The sequence below is a fragment of the Streptomyces sp. NBC_00996 genome (assembly GCF_045162675.1).
GTDB lineage: Bacteria > Actinomycetota > Actinomycetes > Streptomycetales > Streptomycetaceae > Streptomyces.
In genome coordinates, this window is record NZ_CP108723.1 from 821,982 (window position 1) to 842,076 (window position 20,095).

19 protein-coding genes and 7 pseudogenes are annotated in these 20,095 nt (G+C 70.5%); 10 read left to right on the top strand and 16 right to left on the bottom strand.

The genetic code is table 11. The features are described 5' to 3' along the window. Positions 1-18 precede the first annotated feature (18 nt). Together OG390_RS04155 and OG390_RS04160 are read right to left on the bottom strand one after the other, a co-directional pair. Positions 19-402: a PucR family transcriptional regulator gene (locus tag OG390_RS04155; protein WP_406177488.1), complete on the bottom strand. Its 384-nt coding sequence runs from the start codon at positions 400-402 to the stop codon at positions 19-21. Further along, positions 391-690: pseudogene (locus tag OG390_RS04160) on the bottom strand (transcriptional regulator); the annotation flags it as partial. The gene OG390_RS04155 and the pseudogene OG390_RS04160, both read right to left, overlap by 12 nt. Before the next feature lie 20 nt (positions 691-710). Between OG390_RS04160 and OG390_RS04165 the strand changes: the two are divergent. The 4 genes and pseudogenes from OG390_RS04165 to OG390_RS04180 all read left to right on the top strand — a co-directional run. Then, positions 711-1,966 (top strand): annotated as a pseudogene (locus tag OG390_RS04165) (Hsp70 family protein); the annotation flags it as partial. A gap of 235 nt (positions 1,967-2,201) precedes the next feature. Beyond that, a pseudogene (locus tag OG390_RS04170) lies at positions 2,202-2,351 on the top strand (thioredoxin family protein); the annotation flags it as partial. Positions 2,352-2,404: 53 nt separating this feature from the next. Continuing rightward, on the top strand, positions 2,405-2,683 hold the full coding sequence (locus OG390_RS04175) for a hypothetical protein (RefSeq protein ID WP_406177489.1): 279 nt from the start codon (positions 2,405-2,407) through the stop codon (positions 2,681-2,683). Between the two features lie 9 nt (positions 2,684-2,692). Then, positions 2,693-3,238, top strand: coding sequence for a GNAT family N-acetyltransferase (locus OG390_RS04180; protein WP_406165039.1), 546 nt, complete (start codon positions 2,693-2,695; stop codon positions 3,236-3,238). Here the strand turns inward: OG390_RS04180 and OG390_RS04185 are convergent. Next, entirely contained in the window at positions 3,210-3,446 is a 237-nt protein-coding gene (locus OG390_RS04185) for a DUF6296 family protein (protein ID WP_399089875.1), read from the bottom strand. The genes OG390_RS04180 and OG390_RS04185 overlap by 29 nt on opposite strands. A gap of 189 nt (positions 3,447-3,635) precedes the next feature. Here OG390_RS04185 and OG390_RS04190 point away from each other — a divergent pair, with 189 nt between their 5' ends. Continuing rightward, entirely contained in the window at positions 3,636-6,368 is a 2,733-nt protein-coding gene (locus OG390_RS04190) for a SpoIIE family protein phosphatase (protein WP_406165040.1), read from the top strand. 148 nt (positions 6,369-6,516) lie between these two features. Here OG390_RS04190 and OG390_RS04195 read toward each other — a convergent pair. Together OG390_RS04195 and OG390_RS04200 are read right to left on the bottom strand one after the other, a co-directional pair. Next, positions 6,517-7,380 (bottom strand): annotated as a pseudogene (locus OG390_RS04195) (ABC transporter permease). After that, a pseudogene (locus OG390_RS04200) lies at positions 7,340-7,723 on the bottom strand (ABC transporter ATP-binding protein); the annotation flags it as partial. The pseudogenes OG390_RS04200 and OG390_RS04195, both read right to left, overlap by 41 nt. Positions 7,724-7,925: 202 nt before the next feature. Between OG390_RS04200 and OG390_RS04205 the strand changes: the two are divergent. The 3 genes from OG390_RS04205 (at position 7,926) to OG390_RS04215 (ending at position 9,983) form a co-directional block, all read left to right on the top strand. Continuing rightward, positions 7,926-8,306 (top strand): DoxX family protein, encoded by a 381-nt coding sequence (locus OG390_RS04205; RefSeq protein WP_406165041.1) that lies wholly within the window; start codon positions 7,926-7,928, stop codon positions 8,304-8,306. Continuing rightward, complete coding sequence (locus tag OG390_RS04210) at positions 8,303-8,770, top strand: peroxiredoxin (RefSeq protein WP_406165042.1); 468 nt, start codon at positions 8,303-8,305, stop codon at positions 8,768-8,770. The genes OG390_RS04205 and OG390_RS04210 overlap by 4 nt, the downstream gene beginning before the upstream one ends. A gap of 265 nt (positions 8,771-9,035) precedes the next feature. Next, complete coding sequence (locus OG390_RS04215) at positions 9,036-9,983, top strand: TauD/TfdA dioxygenase family protein (RefSeq protein ID WP_406165043.1); 948 nt, start codon at positions 9,036-9,038, stop codon at positions 9,981-9,983. A 45-nt stretch (positions 9,984-10,028) separates the two neighbouring features. On the opposite strand, the gene OG390_RS04220 is transcribed toward OG390_RS04215, so the two are convergent. The 8 genes and pseudogenes from OG390_RS04220 to OG390_RS04255 all read right to left on the bottom strand — a co-directional run. Next, entirely contained in the window at positions 10,029-11,495 is a 1,467-nt protein-coding gene (locus OG390_RS04220) for an FAD-binding protein (protein WP_406165044.1), read from the bottom strand. Positions 11,496-11,777: 282 nt separating this feature from the next. Beyond that, positions 11,778-11,948, bottom strand: a complete 171-nt coding sequence (locus OG390_RS04225; protein WP_406165045.1) for a hypothetical protein — start codon at positions 11,946-11,948, stop codon at positions 11,778-11,780. After that, on the bottom strand, positions 11,945-13,144 hold the full coding sequence (locus OG390_RS04230; RefSeq protein ID WP_406165046.1) for a flotillin family protein: 1,200 nt from the start codon (positions 13,142-13,144) through the stop codon (positions 11,945-11,947). The genes OG390_RS04225 and OG390_RS04230 overlap by 4 nt, the downstream gene beginning before the upstream one ends. Positions 13,145-13,155: 11 nt before the next feature. Beyond that, positions 13,156-13,407 carry a hypothetical protein gene (locus OG390_RS04235; RefSeq protein ID WP_406165047.1) on the bottom strand — a complete coding sequence of 84 codons (252 nt, stop codon included), beginning with the start codon at positions 13,405-13,407 and terminating at the stop codon, positions 13,156-13,158. 108 nt (positions 13,408-13,515) lie between these two features. After that, a complete protein-coding gene (locus OG390_RS04240; RefSeq protein ID WP_406165048.1) occupies positions 13,516-14,394 on the bottom strand; it encodes a hypothetical protein in 879 nt (292 codons plus the stop codon). 213 nt (positions 14,395-14,607) lie between these two features. Further along, positions 14,608-15,570 carry an ROK family protein gene (locus OG390_RS04245; protein ID WP_406177491.1) on the bottom strand — a complete coding sequence of 321 codons (963 nt, stop codon included), beginning with the start codon at positions 15,568-15,570 and terminating at the stop codon, positions 14,608-14,610. Positions 15,571-15,602: 32 nt separating this feature from the next. Further along, positions 15,603-16,836 (bottom strand): annotated as a pseudogene (locus OG390_RS04250) (ATP-binding cassette domain-containing protein); the annotation flags it as partial. Positions 16,837-16,860: 24 nt separating this feature from the next. After that, positions 16,861-17,529, bottom strand: a pseudogene (locus tag OG390_RS04255) (ABC transporter permease); the annotation flags it as partial. On the opposite strand from OG390_RS04255, the gene OG390_RS04260 reads away from it, so the two are divergent. Continuing rightward, the gene (locus OG390_RS04260) at positions 17,459-17,632 is read left to right on the top strand and encodes a hypothetical protein (protein ID WP_406178347.1); all 174 of its coding nucleotides are present in this window, start codon (positions 17,459-17,461) and stop codon (positions 17,630-17,632) included. The pseudogene OG390_RS04255 and the gene OG390_RS04260 sit on opposite strands and share 71 nt — an antisense overlap. A 116-nt stretch (positions 17,633-17,748) precedes the next feature. Here OG390_RS04260 and OG390_RS04265 read toward each other — a convergent pair whose 3' ends face one another. After that, positions 17,749-17,982: a chaplin gene (locus tag OG390_RS04265; protein WP_399089941.1), complete on the bottom strand. Its 234-nt coding sequence runs from the start codon at positions 17,980-17,982 to the stop codon at positions 17,749-17,751. A 197-nt stretch (positions 17,983-18,179) separates the two neighbouring features. Between OG390_RS04265 and OG390_RS04270 the strand changes: the two genes are divergently transcribed. Next, positions 18,180-18,386, top strand: a complete 207-nt coding sequence (locus OG390_RS04270) for a hypothetical protein (RefSeq protein WP_406165049.1) — start codon at positions 18,180-18,182, stop codon at positions 18,384-18,386. An 84-nt stretch (positions 18,387-18,470) separates the two neighbouring features. On the opposite strand, the gene OG390_RS04275 is transcribed toward OG390_RS04270, so the two are convergent. Continuing rightward, positions 18,471-19,121, bottom strand: coding sequence for a DUF4360 domain-containing protein (locus tag OG390_RS04275; RefSeq protein WP_406165050.1), 651 nt, complete (start codon positions 19,119-19,121; stop codon positions 18,471-18,473). 317 nt (positions 19,122-19,438) lie between these two features. After that, positions 19,439-20,002 carry a YbhB/YbcL family Raf kinase inhibitor-like protein gene (locus OG390_RS04280; RefSeq protein WP_406165051.1) on the bottom strand — a complete coding sequence of 188 codons (564 nt, stop codon included), beginning with the start codon at positions 20,000-20,002 and terminating at the stop codon, positions 19,439-19,441. Between the last annotated feature and the right edge of the window lie 93 nt (positions 20,003-20,095).

The following is a 20,095-nucleotide window of genomic DNA, read 5'->3' on the forward strand; positions in this document are numbered from 1 at the left end:
CGTACGGCCGATCTCGCGTTACAGCGCGAGACCGCTCACTTTCCAGATCCGGGTGGCCACTTGGAGGTGAAAGCGCGTGTCCACGTCGTCCAGTCGCCGGCCGCTGACCTCCCGGATGCGTTGCAACCGGTAGCGCAGCGTGCTGCGGTGGACGGCGAGGGCGTGGGCCGTCTCGTCGTGGTTGCCGCCATGGTCGAAGTACTGGGCGAGGGTGCGCACCAGATCCGTACGGTGGGCCTCGTCGTAGTTCAGCAGCGGGCCCAGCCACTCGCGGACGAAGATGTCGACATCCTTGGAGTCGTTGCCCCGCGCGAGGATGCGGTACAGCCCCAGCTCCTCGTACACGGTGGTGCCGTACGGCGGCTCCGACTGCCGGCGGACGCTGAGCGAGCGGACAGCCATGTCGAAGGAGCGGGGAATGTCGGCCGTGGCCTCGCACCGGCCGCCGATCCCCACCGCCCCCTGCAAGGAGCCCAGTTCCTCGGTGACGGCCTCGTACAGCCCCTCCTCCCGCGGCTCCCCCTGGACGACGAGAACCGCCATCTCCGAGCGTCGACCGATCAGCGAGCGCAGGCCCACTTTCTGGGCCGCATGGGCCACCGCTGCGATGAACCGGTCGTCGGCGGGCCTCCCCTGCCACCGCACGGCCACCACGTACTGCGGCCCGTGCAAATCGTGCCCGACGGCTTCCGCCCTGGCACAGGCTCCGGGAAGTGCGGTCGACCGCGTGTGACAGCCACCTCGGCGGCGACGACTTCGACCGCCGGCTCGTCGACCTGCTGGCCGACACCTTCCAGAAGGAGAACGGGATCGATCTGCGCAAGGACCCGCAGGCGCTGCAGCGGCTGTTCGAGGCCGCGGAGAAGGCCAAGACCGAGCTGAGTTCGGTCACGCAGAGGTCAGTCTGCCGTTCATCACCGCGGACGCCTCCGGTCCCAAGCACCTGACCGAGACGATCACGCGGTCCAAGTTCCAGCAGATCACCGCGGATCTGGTGGAACGGACCATGGAGCCGGTCAAGCAGGCCATGGCGGACGCCAAGATCAGTGAGAGCGACATCGACGAGGTCATCCTGGTGGGCGGTTCCACCCGTATACCCGCCGTGCAGAGCCTGGTCCGCCGGCTGACCGGTGGCAAGGACCCGAACATGAGCGTCAACCCGGACGAGGTCGTGGCGCTGGGCGCCGCGATCCAGGCGGGCGTCCTCAGGGGCGAGGTCAAGGACGTCCTGCTGCTCGATGTGACACCGCTGTCGCTGGGCGTGGAGACCCGCGGTGGTGTGATGACGAAGATCATCGAACGCAACACCACGATCCCGGTCCGCCGCTCGGAGACCTTCTCCACCGCTGAGGACAACCAGGAGGCCGTGGACGTCGTCGCCCTGCAGGGCGAGCGCGAGCCGGCCGCCGACAACCGGGTCCTGGGCAGGTTCCAGCTGAAGGACATCCGCCCGGCACCGCGCGGTGAGCCGCAGGTCGAGGTCACCTTCGACATCGACGCCAAGGGCATCCTGAACGTCACCGCACGGGACAAGGACATCGGCAAGGAGCAGTCCATCACCATCAGCGAGGGCTCCAACCTCGACCAGGGCGAGGTCGACCGGATGATCCAGGAGGCCGAGCGGCACCGCGGCGAGGACCAGGCGCTGCGCGAGGCCGTGGACGCCCGCAACGAGCTCGACGCCGTGGCCTACCAGGTCGAACGCCGGCTGAGCGAGCTGGGGGACGCCGTCCCCTCGCACGAGCCGGCCCGCGCGGACATGCTCGTGGCCGACGCCCGGGAGGCGGTCAAGCAGGAGGCGCCGCCGGACAAGGCCAGGCCGCTCACCTCCGAGCTGCAGCAGATGCTGGCCGCGCTCGCCGCCCACCAAGCGGGCGCGAGCGCTCAGGCCCGGGCCGGGACGGACGACACCGCGAGCAGCACCGCGGCTGCCGACGACGACGTGATCGACGCGGAATTCGACAAGAGTCGAGGTGCGGTCATGGCCACCGGACAGGAGCCGATGACGCCCCCGGAGCAGGAGCAGCCGGTCGAGGACCCGACCACGCGGCAGCCGGGCGACAACGCCGCGACCACGCGGCAGCCGGACGCGGACGATCAGGCCGCGGCCCTCGACGAACTCCGGGACCGCTGGCGCAGGGCGCTCGCCGACCTGGACAACCTGCGCAAGCGGCATGCGAAGGAACTGGAGGGCGTACGAGAATCCACGGCTGGCCCAGCGCTTCCAGGTGCAGGCCGTGCCGACCCTGCTGCTGCACGACAAGGGGGAGGTGATCTCCCGCAAGACGGGCGCGGCACCCGCTCCGGCGCTGCGGCAGTGGGTCGATGAGAGCCTGGCGGTTCGCCGGTGAACGCGTAGCCACGCTCCCGCGCCGCCGGTGAACTTCCCTGCCCCGTATGGAGAATCGCCATGCAGGCGGACCCGCACCTGTCGTTCGTACGCGCGGTGACACCGCGCACCCCGCAAAGCTGCGAGGAGTGCCTGTGGCTCAGCTCCCCATGGCTGCACCTCAGGCTCTGCATGAGCTGCGGGCACGTCGGAGGCTGCGGCTCATCGCCGCTCAAGGAGGGTGCCATCGCCGCCCGGCTGGTGCACGAACACCGGGCGCGGGAAGGCAACTTGGCCCGGATGGCAGCGGAGAACGCGCAGCCGTCCCCTCGTCCGCGGCATGAGAGTGCATAGCATTGCGGGATGCCTCTGCTCCAGCTCCTCCGCCTCGACCACGCCCCGGCTCTTCTTCGGTTCGAACGGGAGAACAGGGACTACTTCGCCGCCTCGATTCCCGACCGAGGCGACGACTACTTCGCCCACTTCGACGCACGACACCACGAGTTGCTCGCCGAACAGGCGGCGGGGCTGCACTTCTTCCACCTCGTGGTGGACACCGACGGTGCGGTGCTGGGACGCGTCAACTTGGTCGACGTGCGGGACGGTTCAGCCGCACTCGGCTATCGGATCGCCGAGCGGGCCGCGGGACGGGGACTCGCCACGACAGCCGTGCGCGAAGTCTGCGCCCTGGCCGTCGCGGAGTACGGCCTGCACACGCTGCGGGCCGCCACGACCCTCGACAACACCGGCTCGCGAACCGTCCTGGCCCGTACGGGATTTCAGTCCGTCGGCGAGATCCGGCTGAGCGGTCGCCCGGGCCTTCGTTTCGTCCGGGAGCTGCGGGACGCCGACCGGGAGGTGCCCGAAGGGCCGGACGTCGTCAGGGAATCGGTTCGGCGGAGGGATTGATCGGTGACTGGTAGGCGCCACTGGCCAGCATGCGCACCTCCCCCGCCGGGCTGATCTCGGCACGGAGGATTCCCGTCGGATCGCAGTACACCGGGTTGCCGCCCGGGCCGAGGTTGTCGGTCCTTTCGACGACCACCTCGTCCGTCACGACGCCGGTACCCGATCCGGGTTGCGTGAAGGTCAGCCGGTAGCGGTCCATGGTCTTCATGACGCCCTCCCACGCTGGGAACGAATGCGGGCAAATGGGTTACCTCTCCATGATGCGGCCAGATCCTCTCGACAGCAGCACTCGCGACAACGAGCGGCGCCGGGGCCGTGCCACACGACCCCGGCGAGCTTCATCCACATTGCGTGACGCCTCTCGCCTCCGGGCGCCGGGCAGTGTAGACATAGGCACATGGTCGGACTATTGGGTCGATCCCGGGCTCAGTCGACCCGCCGCCTCAAGACCCCTCTCGATCAGCGCGGGCCACACGGAGGCAGGCACCGACGCAGCCCCTCCGCCGGGCTCCGCTCGGCGCTGGGCGGGCGCAGCGTCGCCGGGCAGGTATTCCTCCTGCAAGTGGTGATCGTGCTGCTCCTGGTCATGTCAGGCGTGGTGGCGCTGGTGCTCCAGGTACGTCACGACACTACCCAGGAGGCCCGCAACCGCTCGCTCGCCGTCGCCGAGACGTTCGCCAACGCACCGGGCACCCGCGCGGCGCTCAGCGCCCCCGATCCCACGGCCGCGCTTCAGCCACAGGCCGAAGCCGCCCGCAAGGCGTCGAAGGTGGACTTCATCGTCGTGATGAACACCGACGGGATCCGCTACACCCATCCCAAGCCCGACCGGATCGGCAAGAAATTCGTCGGAACCATCGCGCCCGCGCTGGCCGGTCACCCCGTCGTCGAAGAGGTCACGGGAACCATCGGGCCACTGGTACAGGCCACGGTCCCCGTCAAGGCGCCCAACGGCAAGGTGGAGGGCCTGGTGTCGGCCGGTATCACCACGGCGAACGTGGGCGGTGTCGCGGACCGGCAGCTGCCGCTCATGCTGACCTCCGCGGGTGTCGCGCTGGCCCTGGCCACCGGCGGGACGGCGCTCGTCAGCAGGCGCCTGCTGCGCCAGACCCGCGGCCTGGGCCCTTACGAGATGACCCGGATGTATGAGCACCACGACGCGGTGCTGCACGCCGTCCGGGAAGGAGTGATCATCGTCGGCGACGAGAGACAGCTGCTCCTCGCCAACGACGAGGCGAACCGGCTGCTCGACCTGCCCGCCGACGCCGAGGGGCGGGACGTCCGCGACCTCGGTCTCGACTCGGACACCGCCGACCTGCTGGCCTCGGGACGCGTCGCCACCGACGAGGTGCACCTGGTGGGCGACCGGCTGCTGGCCATCAACCAACGCCCCACTGATCTTCAGGGCGGACCGGCCGGCAGTGTCGCGACACTCCGTGACTCGACGGAACTGCGGGCATTGTCCGGCCGGGCCGACGTGGCACGCGAACGACTCAAACTCTTGTACGACGCCGGGGTGGGTATCGGGACGACCCTGGACGTGACGCGCACCGCTGAGGAACTGGCGGAGGTGGCCGTCCCGCGGTTCGCGGACTTCGTCACCGTCGATCTGGCCGCCGCCGTGCTGAACGGGCAGGAGCCGGACGTCAGCGCCGATCTCCGCCGCACCGCGTCCGGCGGAATCCGCAAGGACGCACCGCTCTATCCGGTGGGCGAGCACATCGAATTCGTCCCCTCCACCCCCCAGGCCCACAGTCTGTGCACCGGCCAGGCCGCCATCGAGCCCGACCTCGGTGGGTCCCCGGGCTGGCTGGCCCAGGATCTGGAACGCACCGGGCGAGTCGTGGACTACGGCATCCACTCACTGATCACCGTCCCACTGCGGGTGGGCCCCCTGGTGATGGGCGTGGTCAACTTCTGGCGCTGCGAGAAGCCCGAACCCTTCGACGGGGAGGATCTGGCCCTCGCCGAGGAGCTGGTCGCCCGGGCCGCCGTCTCGATCGACAACGCGCGCCGCTACACCCGCGAGCACACCATGGCCGTGACGCTGCAGCGCAGCCTGCTGCCGCGCAACCTGCCCGAGCAGAGCGCCCTGGACATCGCGTACCGCTACCTTCCCGCGCAGGCCGGCGTTGGCGGCGACTGGTTCGACGTGCTGCCGTTGCCCGGCGCCCGTGTCGCGGTCGTCGTGGGCGATGTCGTCGGGCACGGGCTGCATGCCGCGGCGACGATGGGACGGCTGCGTACGGCGGTCCACAACTTCTCCGCCCTGGACCTGCCGCCCGACGAGCTCCTCGGGCTCCTGGACGAACTGGTCGGCCGCATCGACCAGGACGAGGTGGCGCAGGAGAGCGGAGCCGCCGTCACCGGCGCCACCTGTCTGTACGCCATCTACGACCCGATCTCCCGGCTCTGCACCGTCGCACGGGCCGGGCACCCACCGCCGGTGGTGGTTCGTCCCGACGGGAGCGTCGAGTTCCCCGAGGTGCCGGCCGGTCCTCCCCTCGGGCTGGGCGGCCTCCCGTTCGAGACGGCCGAGCTCGAGCTGGCCGAGGGCAGCCGCCTGGTGCTGTACACGGACGGGCTCGTCGAGGACCGGGATCGGGACATCGACAGCGGAATCGAGCTGCTGCGCACCGCCCTGGCCGGGGCCGACCGGTCGCCGGAGGACACCTGCCGGGCCGTGCTCGACGCCCTGCTCCCGCCCCGGCCGAGCGACGACATCGCCCTGATCGTCGCCCGCACCCGGGCGCTCGATGCCGACCGCATCGCCGAATGGGAGGTGCCGTCCGACCCGGCCGCGGTCGGCGAGGCGCGCGCCGCCATCACCCGGCAGCTGGCGGAGTGGGAACTGGACGAGATGGTGTTCACCGCGGAGCTCATCCTCAGCGAGCTGGTCACCAACGCGATCCGTTACGGCAGCGGCCCGATCCGAGTCCGGGTGCTGCGCGACCGCAGCCTGATCTGCGAGGTCTCCGACGGCAGCAGCACCTCACCCCACCTGCGCTACGCGGCCTCCACGGACGAGGGCGGACGCGGCCTGTTCCTGGTCGCACAGCTCGCCGAGCGCTGGGGCACCCGCTACAACTCCTCGGGCAAGGTGATCTGGGCGGAGCAGCCGCTGCCGTGAACGTGCCGCGCAGCCGTGAACCGGCTGCCCCGTACCGCCCCCGGCGTTCGACGGTGATGCATACGCCGCTCCCCGCCGACGCCCTGCGGGGAGCGCGCCGCTAGCACCTGCCCCCCGAGCATCCGCCGAGCAGAGAGCCGAGCCGGGCTCAGCGGGCCAGACGGCCCAGCAGGGACGAGGCGGACAGGATGCCGAGGGCCGCGGCCAGCACGAGAACCCCGTAGTCGAGAGCCAGATGGGCATGTGTGCCCAGCAACAGACCGCGCAGCGCGTCCACTTGGTAGCTGAGGGGATTGATCTTGCTGACGGTCTGGAGCCAGCCGGGCATGACGGCCACGGGATACAGGGCGTTGGAGCCGAAGAACAGCGGCATGGTGATGGCCTGACCGATGCCCATCAGCCGGTCCCGGGTCAGCACGATGCCCGCGATCGTCATCGAAAGGCAGGAGAAGAAGGCCGAGCCGAGGACGACGGCCACCGCGACACCCAGCAGCCGCAGCGGGTTGGTTCACGTCATCGCCACCCCGAGCAGTGCGGCGATGACGACGACCACGACCGCCTGGATCAGCGCCTTCACGCCGGCGGCGAAGGCCTTGCCGGTGATGAGCGCCGAGCGCGGAGTCGGTGTGACGAGGAGTTTGGTGAGGATCCCGGCGTCCCGCTCCCAGATGATCAGGATGCCGTAGAAGTTGGCGATGAACATGGCGGACTGGGCGATGGTGCCGGGCGCCAGATAGTCGATGTAGGGGATGCCGCCGGTGGGTATCGCCTTGATCCGGGTGAAGGTCTCGCCGAAGATCAGCAGCCAGAGCGCCGGCTGGACCGCCCTGGTGTACAGCTCGGTGCGGTCGTGGCGGAGCTTTTGCAGCTCGACCGCGCACATCGCGCCGACCCGGGCGGGCAGCACCTTCCAGCCGCTGCGGGCCCGGGGCGGCACGACGAGCAGGTCGAGACCCGCGGGGTGGACGCGGTCAGCCGACACGGGTTGCGGTGCGACGCGTGTTTCGGACATCGCTGAAGTCTCCTGACTGGTCGTCGAGGCCACTGCCGGCGATGTCGCGGAAGACGTCCTCCAGCGTGGGCAGTTCACCGTTGCCGGCCCCGCCGCGCCGTTCACCGAGGCCCGTCCTCAGCTCGTCGGGGGTGCCGAGGGCGCGGACACGGCCGCGGTGCATCAGCGCGACCCGGTCGCAGTACTGGTCGGCCTCGTCCATGTAGTGGGTTGTCACGAGCACCGTCATGCCCGTGGCTGCGCGCACGGCGTTGATGTGCTCCCACACGCTGGTCCGCGCGATCGGGTCGAGACCGATGGTCGGCTCGTCGAGGATCAGCAGCCGGGGCGCGCTCACCAACGCTGGAGGGCGAAGCGCCGCCCGAGGGCCAGGGACAGGAGGTCGTCATCGAGCCGCACCTCGTCACGCGCGGGACCACAGCGGCTCCCCCCGCCACCCGAGTCCTCGGCGTGTCCAGGCCCAGGTGGCGATGAACGGGTGCGTCTCGCCCCACTGCCACTTACCGTCCAGTAATATCGCGCGACAGGCCCCCAGAGGAGGAACCGTGCCACGGTCGGAACGTTCGCCCCTGTTGCTCGCCGGCCTGTTGGCCGCCGCGGGCGTCACCCACTTCGTCGCCCCCCGGCAGTACGACGCGACCATTCCGCGCGCTCTGCCGGGGACCCCGCGGACCTGGACCTACGCCAGCGGTGCCGCCGAACTCGCGTTGGCGGCAGGGCTGGCGCTGCCCCGTACACGGCGTATCGCCGGGCTGGCCGGCGCCGCCTTCTTCGTCGGCGTTTTCCCCGCCAACGTCCAGATGGCGGTGGACTGGCGCCATCGTCCGGCCCCTCTCAGGACCGCGGCTCTTGCGCGGCTGCCGCTGCAGGTGCCACTCGTCCTGTGGGCGCGCGGTGTCGCCCGGGGTGCGGAGGTCCGGTCATGACGTCCCGGATGAACGTGGGCGACACGGTCGAGGACTTCACGCTGCCGGACGAGACCGGGGCGCGCCGGAGCCTGTCCGAACTGCTTGGCGACGGGCCGGTGGTGCTGTTCTTCTATCCCGCCGCCCTCACCGCCGGCTGCACCGCCGAGGCCTGCCACTTTCGCGATCTGGCCGCCGAGTTCGCCGCCGCGGGTGCGCGGCCGGTGGGGATCAGCGGTGACACGGTCGACCGGCAGCAGGAGTTCGCCGGGCGCCACACGCTCGGATTCCCGCTGCTGTCGGACACCGAAGGGACCGTCCGTGAACGGTTCGGGGTGAAGCGCGGCTTCTCCATGGCCCCGACCAAGCGGGTCACCTTCGTCATCGCACAGGACCGTACGGTCCTGGAGGTGGTCCGCAGCGAACTGCGGATGAGCGCGCACGCCGACCGCGCCCTGGCCGCGCTGCGCGACCATCGGAGCTGACGCACGCACGACACGGCCAAGTACCCACGTGGACGGGGCCCGCCCCTTCGCGGATGGTGGGCGGGTCCCGTTCACTGCGCTTCATTTTCGACACCTCGCACGGTCTCCGGCAGGGAGTGCGACCAGGCATGTCGGCGACACGGGACACACCCCGTGTGTGCGCCGCGTCTCCCGTGCGTCCGGCCCGCGAGGCGCCCTGTCGTGAGCCGGACCGAGCGGTCATGCTGGTCCCCGACGAGCCGACAGCGCGATCGACGGAGCCCAGATGACAGAGCAGGTCACCCGACTCGAAGTGAAGCCGGTCGCCGGCCATATCGGAGCCGAGATCACGGGAGTCGACCTGGCCGGGGAGTCGACGGACGAGGTCGTCGACCGGATCCGGGCGGCGGTGCTGCGCTGGAAGGTGGTGTTCTTCCGGGCCCAGCGACTGGATCACGCCTCGCATGTCGCGTTCGCGCGGCGGTTCGGCGAGCCGATCCGTCTGAGGTCACGCGGCAGCGCGTCGCCACGGGACTTCCCCGAGGTCGAGACGACAGCCGATCGGCTGGAACTCGGCGGCCGTTACGGCATGGACCACGACGAGTGGCTGCGACGGCGCCGCCATTCGCTGCTGCGGGGGTGGCACTGCGACCACGGCGCCCGCGTGGATCCGCCGGCCGCGACCATCCTGCGCGCCGAGACGGTGCCGCCGTACGGTGGTGACACGACCTGGTCCAACCTGGCCGTCGCCTACGCGGGCCTTTCGGAGCCCGTACGGCACTTCGTGGACGGTCTGCGTGCGGAGCACCGACTCGGGGTCGGGTACCAGTCACGGCCCGGCGACGACGCGTATGTGCGCCATCTGCTGGACCATCAGATCGCCTCCGACCACCCGCTGGTACGGGTGCACCCGGAGACGGGCGAGCGAGTGCTCTTCGTCAACGGCTACTACATCGAGCAGATCCTCGGGGTGTCCCGCGCGGAGAGCCGGGCGCTGCTGGAGATGCTGCTGGAGCAGGCGACCCGGCCCGAGTACACGGTCCGGTTCCGGTGGGAGCCGGGCAGTGTGGCCTTCTGGGACAACCGGGCCACCATCCATCTGGCGCCCAGTGACACGGCCCATGTCGACCACCCCCGGGTCATGCACCGCGTGATGCTCGCGGGCGATGTCCCGGAGGGGGTCGACGGCAAGCCGTCGGCAGCGATCGTGGGCAGCGAGCCACAGCGCTGGTGAGCCACGGCCGACAGGCGTGCGGCAGGTCGTCAGGACAGGGCGTCGTCAGAAGATGCCCTGTCCCGGGACCAGGATTCCGATCGGGTCGTAGGTGTTTCTGGCGGTGGCCAGTTGGCGCCAGGCGGAGCCGAAGTGGTCACGCCAGTCCGACGGGCCGAAGGGGACGGAGCCGACCGGGTAGTGGGTGCCGCCGGCCGCGTGAACGGTGTCGTAGGCGGCGCGGTTGGCGGCGAGCAGCCGGTCGATGGTCGCGGTGTCGTCGGGCGGGGTCGTGCGCAGAACCGCCAGAAGGTACGGCACGGGGTCGTCGGGGGTGCGCAGCAGCGGCGTGTGCAGCCGCTCGCGCAGCAGTGGGTACAGGAGGACGACGCCCGGGCCGAGGTCGGCCGAGGTGAGGTCGTCGAGGAGCGATCCGGCGAGAGCGGCGGCCTCGCGGCCGGGCAGCAGCAGATTGAGCCAGGGGTGGGCGTAGGCCCAAAGACCCGCTTCCTTCAGGGCGGCGACGCCGGGGGCGAGCCGGTCGAGGAAGTCGTAGTACGCGAGGTCGGACGTCTGCACACCGGACGGGTCGTGGCGCAGCCCGCGCAGCAGTGCGCTGTCGTCGGGGGCGGGACCGACGGGAGGGCCGTAGGCGACGGCTTCGAGGAGGTAGCCGCGGAAGGATCCGGCGCTGTCAGGGGTGACCTGGCCCTCGACATAGGCGAAACGGCCCTCCCGCACCAGCAGCCGCTGGTCGTCGAGAAACGTCCGCAGGTCGTCGTACGGGAGGAGGTAGTGGCGCACGGTCTCGGGGGCGGGAACCAGACGCAGGGTGGCGCCGACGACGACCGCGCACTGGCCGAGTCCGGCGAGCACGGCGCGGAAGAGGTCACGATGGCGCGTCGGGGAGCAGCGGACGAACTCTCCGGCGCCGGTGACGACTTGCAGTTCCGTGACGTTGTCGACCTGGGCGCCGTGCCGGTGGGTCTGGCCGCCGAGCCCGCCGACCGACAGGGTGCCGCCGACGGAGAGTTCGAGATAGTCGGTGAAGGTGGGCGGTGTCAGTCCGTGGGCCAGGGTGGCCTTGGCCACGTCGCTCCACTTGGCGCCGGCCCCGACCGTGACCGTCGAACTCCGTGGTCCGACCGCACCGATGGCCGCCAGCGGTGTCGTCTCGATGACCAGGCCGCCGTCGACCTGTGCCTGGCCTTGCGTGGCGTGGCCCTGACCACGGGGGGCGACCTGCAATCCGTGCGCGTTGCAGAAACGGATCATCGCGACGACGTCCCTGACGGAACCGGGGCGCAGGACCGCGGCCGGACGCCGGTGGACGATGTGTCCGAAGTCGTCGGCGGCGGCGGTGAGTGATGCCTCGTCGGTGTGCAGGGTCCCGTCGAGCGGTGGGAGGCCGGTCAGCGGCCGGTCGGACGCGGTGACCGCCCAGCTGCGGGTGAAGGGGTCGAACCCGATCACCGCGGCGCCGACGGCCGCGAGGCCGTGCAGTGCGGTACGTCGCGAGGGAGTCCGGGGCATGCGCTCCTCCTGGGGCAGGCGGGATGCAGCGATCAACTCCGGCCGAGTCTAAGGTGATTGGGACGTGAGACGAGCGCGGACCACCGTGGTTTCCCACCAACGGCCCTGTTTCCCGGGGGCCGCACGAGGTGGGACGAGTGCGGCCGCCGTCCGGGCGAGGACGGCGGCCGACTTCATGCGGACGCGGCACGGCTCACACCCCGGCAGCGGCGCCGCTCACGCGTCGATACGGCACGACTCACGCGCCCGAGCCGCACGGCACACACGCCGACACGGCACCACTCACACGTCGAGGGCGGCGCCGAACCCCGCGCCGCCCCTCAAGCCGCCCAGCGCTCCCGCGCCGTAGAGCCATGCGCGGCGCACGGCGCTGTGGAGCGTGCCCGTGGCACGCCGGGCGCCGCCCCTGAACATGCACAACACGTCGGGGGCGGCCGCCATCGCGCGGCTCATGCCGTCGAGGACGAGCCCTCCGCCGGCTTGTCCTCGTCGGTGTCCTTCTCCGGCGTACGCAGGTACCCCTGAAGTTCGAGCAGACCTTCCGCCTTCTCGGAGCGGCCGTCGGAGTTCTGGCCGTTCAGGTTCTGCCGGACCGAGTCCAGGATCGTCAGGCCCTGGGCGACCAGGCCGGCCGCTATCTCGCCGAGACCGTCGGCACCGTTCAGAACGTTGACGTTCGCCCCGGCGAGACCGCCCGCCGCTTCCTTCACGATCAACGGGAGCTGGTCGATCAGCATCCGGTCGAGGGCGACACGGTCGTGCGAGGCCGCGGCCTCGGCCTGGATCTTCATCCGTTCCGCCTCGGCGATGGCGAGCACCTTGATCCGCTCGGCCTCCGCCTCGGCGGGCTTCACGATCTCGGCCACCAGCTGCTGCTGGCGCAACTGGGCTGCCTTCTGGGCGAGTTCGGTCTGGGCAGAGAGCACCTCCTGCTGGGCGTGGGCCTGCGCCAGCGGCCCGGCCTGGGCGGACTGCGCCTGGGCGCGGTCCACCTCGGCCGAGTACTCCGCCTTCACGATCGCGGTCTGGCGGGCGTACTCGGCCTGGTTGCGCGCCGCCACCTGCTGCGCCTCGACGGAGGCCTGGGTGGCCTGGGCCTGCGCGATCTGGGCCTGCCGCTGGATGGCCGCCTTGTGCGGTGCGGACATGGCGTCGATGTAGCCGGTGTCGCCGTCGTCGATCGACTGGATCTGCAGCGAGTCGACGATCAGACCGATCTTCGCCATCTCGGTCTTGGAGGTGTCGAGGACCTCCGCGGCCAGCTTCTGCCGCTCGGTGACGATCTCCTCGACCGTCATCGAGCCGATGATGGCGCGCAAGTGCCCGGCGAAGATACGGCCGGTCAGCACCGACATCTGCTCCTGGTCGGAGAGGAACCGCTGGCCCGCGTTGATGATGCTCTCGGTGTCGTTGCCGACCTTGAAGGCGATGACGGCGCGGACGTGCAGCGCGATGCCCTGCCTGGTGACACAGGTCTCGGTGACTTCGGACTCGCACATCGACAGGGTGAGGAAGCGCGTCTTGCGGAAGACAGGGAGCACGAACTTGCCGTGCCCCGTGACCACTCGGAACGGCGCGCCCCCCAATCCCCGCCTGCCTCCCGAGATCAGCATCGCCTCGTCGGGGGCGGGAACGCGGTAACCGAACATCCTTCTACTCCTTAACCGGCGTCGGCGGCATCCCCGCTCAACGCGTCCAACGGATCGGCCCACTCGATGACGTCGACCTCGCGACATCCACGTGATTCGATCACAAGCACAGTCGCCCCTGTCGGCAGGGGCTGCTGCGACCAGGCAAGGAAGGTCTCGGATCCGCCTCTGACCCGCACGAGGATCTCGCCGGGACCGGCAGCTCCGCGCGTGCCGACGAGCAGTTCCCCCGTGCAGCCGATCACGGCATCGTCCTGCACCACTGTCGGCCGCCCCCAATCGCTCTTGTTTCTCCTTCCGACCTTAGACCCCACTCACGTCGGGCGCCTATGCTCCTGTCGCTCCCCGTGTTCTGCGAGGGGCGCGCACGCTCAGCTCCTGGTGAACCGGTAGGTCTTGCTGTCGGTCAGGACGCAGAAGCCCGGCGACACGACGATCACGCGCAGGGTGCCGGTACGCCGGTCGTAGTCGATGCCCTCCGCCTCGAAGGTGCCCGAGCAGGAGCTGCGCAGCGGGAGCTGGCGGAGCGCCGTGACGTGGCCGGAGACGTCCGCCGAGCCGGGCTCGCCGCTCAGGTCGACCTGCAGCAGCGGCTTGGTGATGCCGAACAGCGTGCCCGCCGGATCGTCGGACGAGCACAGCAGTTGCGTCGCGGTGACGAAGTCGCAGCCCTGTATGTCGCGGACCGCGTGATCCAGGTTGATCGTGGACGCCTGCGGCAGGTTCGCCGAGGGGGACGTACTCGGGTTCACGCCCGGGGTCGGGAACACCAGCAGCCGGCTCATCGTGCCGTACTCTCCGGACACCATCCACGTACCGCTCGGGGCGATGGTGACGAACGAGTTGTTCAGCGCTTCTCCCGCGCTCAGCGCATGGACGTACTCCGACCAGCCGCCGCCCGGCGCCTGTACCCGGAACATCTTCGAACTGCCGGAATCGCTCTGGTACGGCTCGATGTAGTAGCCGTTGTAGGAGGCGTCCGGGTCACCGACGTGGTTCCAGCCGCGGCTGGACACGCCGGCGGGGATCGTACCGATGCCGGTGTAGCGGTTGGCGCTTGCGGCCGGGACCTCGACCGAGGTCAGGCCCTGGCTCTCGGTCAGCGGATCGGCGCGGTCCGAACCCACCTCGCTCCAGGTGTCGGCGGCCGTGGCGGGCACGGTGGTGGCGACGGACAGGACGGCCGCCGTGGCGAGTGTGACGAGACCGGCCAGGACGCCGTGACAACGTTGCCGTGCGGGCATGCGCATGAGGTCGACTCCTCGGTGGGGGGTGTGTTCGGCGCACAGTCTGGCCCGACTTGATGGTCATGTACAGACCAATGAATGGACGTCAGTCATCGGCTCACCGTCCAGGAAGCGACTCAACGGCCCGCAGGCAAGGCCCGCCCAGGAAGCGACACCTCACCGCTCCTGATGGGACACACCGTCCAGGAGGCGACGACTGACCGTCCACGAGACACGTCACCGCGGAGGAGGCGGCACGGACGGCTCCTGCACCGGTGTCGCCGCCTGTTCCGGTGTCGCCGCCCCGAGTTCCGTACGCGCACGCGCCGCTGCCCCGAGCGCGACGCCACCGCTGCCGAGCCGCGCCCGTACGACCCGGATCGGCTGCCCGCTGACGGGCGGCTCGGCGGCGAGCGTCGCCAGGATCGGCGGTTCGAGGAGATCCCACGCCCCGCTGACACCGCCGCCGATCACGAAGGTCGCGAGGTCCACCAGGCCCGCCGTGGTCAGGAGGGCGCGGGCGATCCCCGCGCCCGCCGCCTCGTACACGGCGATCGCATCGGGATCCCCCGCGACCGCCGCCGCGGCGACATCCCGCGCGGTGGCTTTCCGCCCCGTCCGCTCGCCGTAGCGCGCGGCGATGGAGCGCCCGGAGGCGAGTGTCTCCAGATGGCCCCGGCCGCCGCAGGTGCAGGGGAGTTCGCCGAAACCCGGGATGTGCCCTATCTCGCCCGCAGCCCCGTGCGGGCCGTCGACCAGCGTGCCGTTCATCCACAGCGCGCCGCCGACTCCGGTGCCGAGTGCCATCCCGAGTACGTGCGGTTCTCCCGCGACGGCGCCCTTGGACACCTCGCCGCGGAGGAAGGCGTTGACGTCGTTGTCGAGGAAGGCCGGTACACCGAGCGCCTTCTCGATCGTCGCCGTGACCGGGAATCCGGCCCAGTCGGTGAAGGAGTCGCTCGCCACGAGGATGCGCCCCGTACGGGTGTCCACCACGCCCGCCGCGCCGACTCCGACGCCTAGCAGGCGCGAGGGCACGCGGTCCTGGAGCACCATCAGCGCGTCGAGCGCGGCGCGGATCATCGCCTGCCCGCCGCGGACGGCCGGCGTGGGCACCTCGGCGCTGTCGACCACGGTGAGGTCGGCCATGCAGAGCACGACCTGTGTGGTCGTACCGCCGATGTCGACACCGGCGTACACCTCGGGCCTGGGGCGGTCGGTGCGGGATGCGGTCACGCCTTGACCCCCGTGGCGGCCCGGCGTTCGTCGCGGCGACGGCGTTGCACAACCGGGTCCGGTACGGGCACGGTGGCGATGAGCCGCCGCGTGTAGTCGGTGCGCGGGCGCAGGAGCGTGGTCGCGGTGCTGCCCTCCTCTTCGACGTGCCCGTCACGCAGGACGACGACGTGCTGGGCGAATTGCTGTACGACGGCCAGGTCGTGGGAGACGAACAGGCAGGCGAAGCCGAGTTCGTCCTGGAGTTCACCGATCACCTCCAGCACCGACTGCTGCACACTGACGTCGAGTGCGCTCGTCGGCTCGTCGGCGACCAGCAGCCGCGGCCGCAGGATCAGCGCGCGGGCGAGGCTCACCCGCTGACGCTGCCACCCCGGACAGTTCACGTGGCCCCCGATGCGCCAAGTCCCTTGGCAGACGCACAGGTTCGAGTACGTCCGCGACCCGGGCCCGGCGCTCGGCCGACGACATGCCCGCGCGGTGCACGCGCAACTGTTCGGCGACGCACTCCCCCACACTCATCCGGGCGTCGAGCGAGGCCACCGGATCCTGCAGGACCACGCCGACGCCGGACAGCAGGGCGCGACGCGTTCGGCCCCTGGCTCTGCCGAGGTCGGCACCGAAGAGCGAGACCGAGCCCGGGGACGGGGGCACCAGGCCGAGCGCGACCCGGGCCGCGGTCGACTTGCCGGAGCCGGACTCACCGACGAGGCCGACGGTCTCGTCGGGGCGGACCGTGAGCGAGACACCGTCGAGTGCCCGCACCGCCCGGCGGCCGCGGCCGAACCGCACCGACACCTCTCGGAGATCGACCACCGGGTGCTCGACGGGTCGGTCGCGGGCGCCACTTGCCGGCTCGGCGAGGGACAGCCTCGGCACCGCCCCCAACAACCGCTTGGTGTAGTCGGCCGTCGGCCGCAGCAGCACCTCCTCCACCGGGCCCGTCTCCACGACCTCCCCCTGGAGCATCACGGCGACACGGTCGGCGAAGTCAGCGACGACGCCCATGTTGTGCGTGACCAGCAGCACCCCCGTGCCGGAGTCGGCGGCGAGCCCACGCAGCAGATCCAGGATCTCGGCCTGCACCGTCACATCGAGCGCGGTGGTCGGTTCGTCCGCGATGAGCAGGCTCGGCGCGTTCGCGATCGCCATGGCGATGACCACGCGCTGCCGCTGCCCGCCGGAGAGTTGGAAGGGAAACGCCAAGGCCCGCTTCTCCGGCTCGGGGATGATGCGCGTCGTCGACGCCGGGATCGCGGTCCGTACGTAGTCCTCGGAGAGGTTCTCCAGCGTCGCGGCGCGCATGTACCGGCTGAACACGGCGACCATGGACGCTGCCCCCGCGACGACCGGCAGGACGAGCGCGTTCGGCTGCGCGAGCACCTGCCCGAGCGTGTCGCCCTGGGGCGCCTGCGACGGGAACCAGGGCAGGAGCTGGGTGAACACGAGGACCAGCACGAGTCCGAGGAAGTACACCGGTGTCGAGTACGCGACGAAGCCGAGCGTCGTGATGACGTAGTCGACGGGCTTGTTGCGCCGGACCGCCTGCCACATGCCCAGCGGAACCGCGAGCGCGAGCCCGACGAGTGCGGACAGCACGGTGAGGACGAGCGTCTTCGGCAGACGCTGCTCGATGAGCCGGGAGACCGCCTCGTTCAGGGTGCACGAGGTGCCGAGGTCGCCGTGCAGAAGGATGCGCAGGTAGTAGACGTACTGCACGGGGAGCGAGCGGTCGAGGCCCCGCTCGTGGTTTAACTGCGATATCTGCTGGGCGGTCGCCTGCGGGCCGAGGATTCCGCGCGCGGGACCTCCGGGCAGCGCGTGCAGCAGGCAGAAGACCACCACGGTCACGATGAGGATCACCACGAGCGACTGGAGGACGCGCCGGGTCAGATACCTCGTCCGGCTGGGCCACCGACGCATTCGCCGCCCGATGTTCCCGTTCGACCCGGAGATGGCCGAACCGGACCTCGCGGCCCGGATCATTCCGCCTTCGGATGCGCAGCTCACCGGGGAGGACGAGTGAGCCGCCGGGTCGTCCCCGAGACCACCTGATCACCGAAATCTCCTTGACTCCGCAGATTCCGTTGCTCCCGGCCGTCCGCCGGGCAGGGAAGAGCCCTGCCCGGCGTCACGCGGCGGTCAGTCGTTCACGCAGCTGTTGCCGAACGCCGGGTTCAGCAGGCTCAGCACGTCGATGGAGTTGCCACAGAGGTTGAGGCCGAGGTCAACGGGGACCTGGATGACGTTGCCGGACAGGACTCCGGGACTGCCCACGGCGGCACCGACCGGGTCGGGGTCGGCGGCGGCGGCCCCGGCGGCGGCCAGAAGGGCCACACTCGCCAGCCCGGCGGCAGCCATCAGACGAATACGCATTACAAGCTCCGTTCAGTCGCAGGGGTGCGATTCCCTCCACCATCACCTCCTGGAGCGGCGGCCGACATCGCTGTACGCCCGAACGGGGCCCTGCCGCCCAGGGGCGCCCCCTGACCTGCGCCTGCGCGGGACGCGTCGCGCGGGGGGCGCGGAATGCCCGTAGCGTGAGAACAGGTCAGGTGGAAGAGGGAGAAATCATGACAACCAGCCAACCCGATTCGCCCGCGCCGTCCGACGACAAGGCGACCCCCGACGCATTGCTGCACACCGGCTCCGGCGGCGACGTGACCGCCGAGGACCTGGTGCTCGCCGCGGGCCGCGACATCAACCCGAAGAACCTCGCATGGGCGGAGCGAAAGCTGCAGGAGGAAGGGCGGGCGGCCATGGACAAGCTGCTCCCGTAGCTTGCCCGCAACCTTGACCGGCTCCGGTGCGGCGGAGCCGGTCAAGGACCCACGTGTCGGAAACAGGGGGTCAGGTGTGGCGGGTCAGGAGGCGGGGCACTCCTTCCAGGCCAGGTGGTAGATGGTGCTGATGTCACCGTCGGTCGAGTCCATGGTCATGAAGCTGGTGCTGCCGGGTGCGGAGGTGCCCGCGTTGACGCGCAGCTCCGTGTTGATGTTGAAGTTCCGCTGAACACCGCAAGGCGCCCACACCAGTTGCGCCCAGTCGGTGGTGTCCGTGGACTGCCAGTTGTCGTTGTACGGACCCCTGAAGGGGTGGGTGATGGCGGCCGTGTTCGGGGAGCCCTGGAAGTAGTACGAGGCCTTCTCGGTGCTGCTCGCGCCCTGCTGAAGTGCGGCGAAGCCGCGGTAGTCCGCGCTGGCGATGGCGTACGTGAAGCCCTGCGGAACGTGGACGATCAGGTTGAGCTGGCAGTTCTTGCGGAACGCGGTGGGGTCGGAATTGCCCCCGACCTGGGCGAGGTAGTCGCTGTAGGTCACTGTGAAGGCCGTGTTGTCCGGGGAGACCGCGATGGCGGCGGTCCCCTGGGGACATCCGGAGCCGTTCACCGTGGCGACCTTGATGACGATCTTGTCCGGGGGCGGGTCGACGATCCCGGAGGACGGGTTCTGCGTCGGGAGCGCTGAGGCGAACAGGGCGGCGATCGCGCCGCCCAGAATCAGCCCACCAGTCATGGTGCTCCAATCCGTTGCGTTGGTGTTCCGGCGGCAGCACGGGATGTGTGCCGTCGTGGAATGGGGGGTGCGGTTCCCCCCGCGTGCGCGGGGAACCGTCGCAGACCAGTGCGTTGGATCAAGCGTGACTCGTTGAATCATGCACATGACAAAAGCGCATGCGCACTTCACCCCCGGTTGTGAAGGAGCCGTGAAGACGGGGGTGACGGCATCGTATGTACGCGCGCCCGGGGCGGCCAGGGTCATCTCCGGCCATTCGACAGCGGTCGTTCGACACCGGTCGTTCGACGCCGCCGGCTGCGGGCGCGCGAGCCGGGTCACCGACCGTAGCGGCCGACCAGCGTGCCGTATGCGGCGGTGTGTCCGATGAGCGCGCGCTTGACGTCGTCGGCCGAGGCGTCCTTGGGCAGGGTCGGTTTCGCGTCGGCGGCGAACACCGAGAAGACGTAGCGATGGGACTCGCCCTTGGGTGGACAGGGCCCGCCGTAGCCGCGTTTCCCGAAGCTGTTGCGGCCCTGCTCGGCTCCGTTCGGCAGCTCACCCGTGCCGAGAGCCGTCTCGTGGGGATCGATGCCCCACACGACCCAGTGCACGAAGGTGCCGTGCGGGGCGTCCGGGTCCTCGACCAGGACCACCAGCTCGGCGGCTTCGCCCGGCACGCCGCCGAAGTCCAGCGACGGTGAGACGTTCTCGCCGTCGCAGGTGGAACGGCGCGGGATGGTCGCACCCTCAGCGAAGGCCGTGCTGGACACCGTGATCGTCTTCGACGCGTGGGGTGTCGGTGCGGCAGCGGCGCCTCCGCCGCCCCCGCAGCCGGCGGTGAGCCCGAGCACGGCTGCCGCCACGATGGTTCCGGCCTTCCGGCGGCTCGTACGGCGCATGTACGCCACGTTAGCGCCGGGGCGCCCGAGGGGCAGCGTGACGGCGGACGCGAGCATCCCGGCGCGGGCTGCACACCGTGCACGACCCGGCGT